This is a genomic window from Streptomyces glaucescens (genome assembly GCF_002154375.1).
Lineage (GTDB): Bacteria > Actinomycetota > Actinomycetes > Streptomycetales > Streptomycetaceae > Streptomyces > Streptomyces glaucescens.
This window is the reverse complement of sequence record NZ_MUND01000829.1, coordinates 1-4117: the sequence shown is the minus strand read 5'-3', so window position 1 is coordinate 4117 and position 4117 is coordinate 1. Positions and strand designations below refer to the sequence as shown.

The window sequence follows — 4117 nt, the reverse complement described above, 5'->3', positions numbered from 1 at the left end:
AACCTGCCAAGCAATGACGCCAAGTCGACATACCCGGGCGTCATTGCTTGGCAGGTTTCGTACGAATAGCTCGTATGGTCACTCTGTGTATCACGGCGCGTAACGCCGGGCAATGAAGCGGGTGCGGAACCTGTGGTGTGATTCCGTCGTTGTGTCACTTTTGGTGACTGTGCCGGTTTCTGATGGTGTGACGGGTGACGGGGCCGCGCCGGTGTTCTGCGGGTGAGGGCCGTCCGGGTGAAGGCTAGCGGGGTCTCAGGCCGTGCAGCAGGTGGTGGACCAGCTCGTCGACGCCGGTGAGGGCGGACTCGGGCGGGAGGTGGCCGGTGGCGGTGAAGCTGGCGACGCCGTGCAGGCTGGCGCCGGCCAGGAGGGCGATGTGCTCGGGGTCGCCCGGGACGATCTCGCCGCGCTGCTGGGCGTCGGTGATGATCCGGAAGAGGGGTTCCTTCGTGCGGGCGATGGCGGTGGCCAGCTGCTCGGGGATGTCCGGGTCGTGTTTGCGGGCGTACATCAGTTCCAGCAGGGCGGGGTTGTCCACGGTGAAGCCGAGATAGGCGCGGGCGAGTGCGGTGAGCCGGGGTTCGAGGGGCAGGGCGGGGTCGTCGGCGGTGTCCATGGCGGCCGCCATGCGCTGGAAGCCGGTGAGGGCGAGCGCGTCGAGCAGGGCCTGCTTGTCCTTGAAGTGGCGTCCCGGGGCGGCGTGGCTGACGCCGAGGTCGCGGGCGAGTTCGCGTAGGGAGAGGGCGGTGGCGCCCTTGGCGCGCAGGGTGTGTTCGGCGGCCGAGAGCAGGGCGGCGCGGAGGTCGCCGTGGTGGTAGGGGCGGCTGCTGCTCTCGGGCTGGTGCATGGGGTCATCGTAGCCCGATGTTGTCATTGACAGCATTGTTGGCGGTGCCTACTTTGAGGGCATGGCAACTACGACCAAGCCGGCCCGGCCGGCCAAGTGGGACGCGAGCCGGCTGCCGGACCTCATCGGGCGGACCGCCGTCGTCACCGGCGCCAACAGCGGGCTCGGACGGGTCGCCGCGCGGGAGCTGGCGCGGGCGGGGGCGCACGTCGTCTACGCCGTGCGGGACGAGGCGCGCGGGCGGGCCGCGGCGGCGGAGGCCGGCGGCGGCGCGCAGGTGCGGGGCAGTACGGAGGTACGGCGGCTGGACCTCGCCGACCTGACGTCCGTACGGGAGTTCGCCGAGCGGTGGGAAGGGCGCCCGCTGGACCTGCTGATCAACAACGCGGGCGTGATGATGCTGCCGCGGCGGCGGACGCGCGACGGGTTCGAGATGCAGTTCGGCACGAACCACCTCGGTCACTTCGCGCTCACCAACCTGCTGCTGCCGTACGTCACCGACCGGGTGGTGACGGTCTCGTCCGGGATGCACCGCGCGGGCTACGGCGTCATCCGCTTCGACGACCTGAACCTGACGTCCGGTTACACGCCGGTGCGCGCCTACGCCCAGTCCAAGCTGGCCAACCTGCTCTTCACCCTGGAACTCCAGCGCCGCCTGGCCGAGTCCGGCTCCGGCGTGCGGGCCGTGGCCGCCCACCCCGGCTACGCGGCCACCAACCTGCAGAGCCACGCCGGCAACCCGCTGGCCCGCGCCGTGATGGGGATCGGCAACCGCCTCTTCGCGCAGAGCGACCGGGCGGGCGCGCTGCCCACGCTGTACGCGGCGGTGGCGGACCTGCCGGGCGGGAGCTACGTCGGCCCCGACGGGCTCGCCGAGATGCGGGGCGCGCCGGCCCTGGTGGGCCGGTCGGCGGCGGCGAGCGATCCGGTGGCGGCACGGCGGCTGTGGGAGGCGTCGGAGGAGCTGACCGGGGTGGGGTTCCCGGCCGGGCGCCCCTGACCGGGGCAACCGCTCGCGCGCAGGGGCGGCTGCGAGGCCGACGGGTTGTCATGCCTGCGAGGGGCGGGCTCCGCCTCTACACTGACGTCGGCGTACTCCCGGGCGGTGAGGGGCGGTTGACGGTGCGTAAGGCGTGGATCGTTGGCACGGCCGTGGTCGGTGGTTCGCTCGCCTTCGTGATGCTGCTCGTCGTCGGCGTGTACCTGGTCGCCGGGAACCTGGTGAACGGGGTGCGCGGCGGCGGCAAGGCACTGGCCAAGGGGTCGGTGCCGGCCGCGTACCAGCCGCTGGTGCAGAAGTACGGCAACATGTGCCCGGCCATCAACCCGGCCCTGCTCGCCGCGCAGCTGTACCAGGAGAGCGGCTTCAACCCGAACGCCAAGAGCCCGGCCGCCGCGCAGGGCATAGCGCAGTTCATCCCCGGCACGTGGGCCACGCACGGGGTCGACGGCGACGGGGACGGCGACCGTGACGTGTGGGATCCGCGGGACGCGATCCCGTCGGCCGCGAAGTACGACTGCACGCTCGCCGAGTACGTGAAGGACGTGCCCGGGGATCCGACGAAGAACATGCTCGCCGCCTACAACGCGGGGGCGTACGCAGTGATCAAGTACCGGGGCGTGCCGCCGTACAAGGAGACGCAGAACTACGTCCGGACGATCACGACGCTGGAGGAGAGCTTCGCCGCCCCCACCACCCGGCTCGACCCGTCCAAGCAGGCCGCCGGCGCGATCCACTACGCGCAGAAGAAGCTGGGCACGCCCTATCTGTGGGGCGGGAACGGCACGCCCGAACAGGGCGGGCGGTTCGACTGCTCGGGGCTGACCAAGGCGGCGTACGAGAGCCTGGGGATCGAGCTGCCGCGGGTGGCGAACGATCAGTACAACGCGGGGCCGCACCCCTCCCGGGACGAACTGCTCCCCGGTGACCTGGTGTTCTTCTCGCCCGACCCCACCAACTCGCGGGCCATCGACCACGTGGGGATCTACGTCGGCGGCGGGTACATGATCGACGCGCCGTACACGGGCGCGGTGATCCGGTTCGACCCGATCGACACCGCGAAGTACTTCGGGGCCACCCGGGTCACCGAGGATGGCGCAAAAGCGCTGCCCTCGGCCGTCTGACCGGGTGTGGAGCCGCTCGGAGCGACCCGGAGGCGGCTCCGAGCGGCTTGAACTGAGCGTGAACCAGACCCCTGAGCTGCGATGACGTGTCTCTCTTCGATAACGTCTGCGTGATCATTCAGTGGAATGTGGAACGTAGAGACCGGGACCGTGCGTTCCTGTTGACGTAGCCGATTGACCTAGACCATCGACAGACCATCGACCGGGACGATCGATCTACCCACCACGGGGGTGGCAGGACGGCGCATGAAAGGGTGCGCCGCTGAGATGACGACGAAGGGGCCGCTGCACCATGGCTGGACTCGCGCAATCCGGGTCGAACCCCGACGTCGAGCTGCTGTACGACATCAATGGCCTGGCCAAGGACGCACCACACTGGTTCGACCGCGTCATGGAGTACGTCGGTGAGTACGGACTGCTGTTCGGCATGGTGCTGCTCGTGCTGTGGTGCTGGTGGACCGGACGGCGCCGGGCCGGATCCGCGCAGGAGGCGGCCTCGTCCGTCGCCGCGCTGGTCTGGGCACCGCTGGCGGCCGGCGTCGCGGTGCTGGTGAACGTGCCGATACGCGGATTCGTGGAGCGGCCCCGGCCCTTCCTTGAGCACGAGGGCCTGGAGGTCCTCGTCAAGGGCAAGACCGACTTCTCGTTCGTCAGCGACCACGCGACCATCACCATGGCCATGGCCGTCGGGCTCTTCGTCGCCAACCGGAAGTTCGGACTCGTCGGCATCGGGCTCGCCCTGCTGGAAGGGTTCTGCCGGGTGTACATGGGTGTGCACTACCCGACCGACGTCGTGGGCGGGTTCGCACTGGGCACGGCGGTCGCGCTGCTGCTCTCGCCCGTCGCCATGGCGCTGCTCACCCCCGTGGCCGAGGCGATGGAGCGGTCGCCACGGGTGGGGTGGCTGATCCGGAAGCGGCCGTCCGTCGAGAACAGGGACGCCCTGATTCCCGGGACCCGGCAGGACTCCACCGGGAAGAAGAGCGAGGAGCGCGACCTCGCCGCCTGAGGCGGGGTGGACCGGCGGGCGCCGGGGGTCTCCCGGCGCGCCGGCGCTCACAGCGCCTGCGGGTGGGTGAACACCCGCCCCGGGTCGTACGTCCGCTTCAGCTGGGCCAGGCGCGGCGCCGCGGCGCCGTAGTA

5 protein-coding genes are annotated in these 4117 nt (G+C 70.7%); 3 read left to right on the top strand and 2 right to left on the bottom strand.

Going from position 1 to position 4117, the window contains the following annotated elements:
- Positions 1-244 precede the first annotated feature (244 nt).
- Complete coding sequence (locus CCN42_RS37920; RefSeq protein WP_086741788.1) at positions 245-850, bottom strand: TetR/AcrR family transcriptional regulator; 606 nt, start codon at positions 848-850, stop codon at positions 245-247.
- A gap of 61 nt (positions 851-911) precedes the next feature.
- Between CCN42_RS37920 and CCN42_RS37915 the strand changes: the two genes are divergently transcribed.
- The 3 genes from CCN42_RS37915 to CCN42_RS37905 all read left to right on the top strand — a co-directional run bounded on the left by CCN42_RS37915 (position 912) and on the right by CCN42_RS37905 (position 3983).
- On the top strand, positions 912-1850 hold the full coding sequence (locus tag CCN42_RS37915) for an oxidoreductase (protein WP_086741787.1): 939 nt from the start codon (positions 912-914) through the stop codon (positions 1848-1850).
- A 116-nt stretch (positions 1851-1966) separates the two neighbouring features.
- Positions 1967-2974, top strand: coding sequence for a C40 family peptidase (locus CCN42_RS37910; RefSeq protein WP_281259566.1), 1008 nt, complete (start codon positions 1967-1969; stop codon positions 2972-2974).
- A 292-nt stretch (positions 2975-3266) separates the two neighbouring features.
- Entirely contained in the window at positions 3267-3983 is a 717-nt protein-coding gene (locus CCN42_RS37905; protein WP_086741786.1) for a phosphatase PAP2 family protein, read from the top strand.
- 47 nt (positions 3984-4030) lie between these two features.
- Here CCN42_RS37905 and CCN42_RS37900 read toward each other — a convergent pair.
- The coding region (locus CCN42_RS37900) for a BBE domain-containing protein (protein ID WP_143662172.1) at positions 4031-4117 on the bottom strand (87 nt) is incomplete at its 5' end.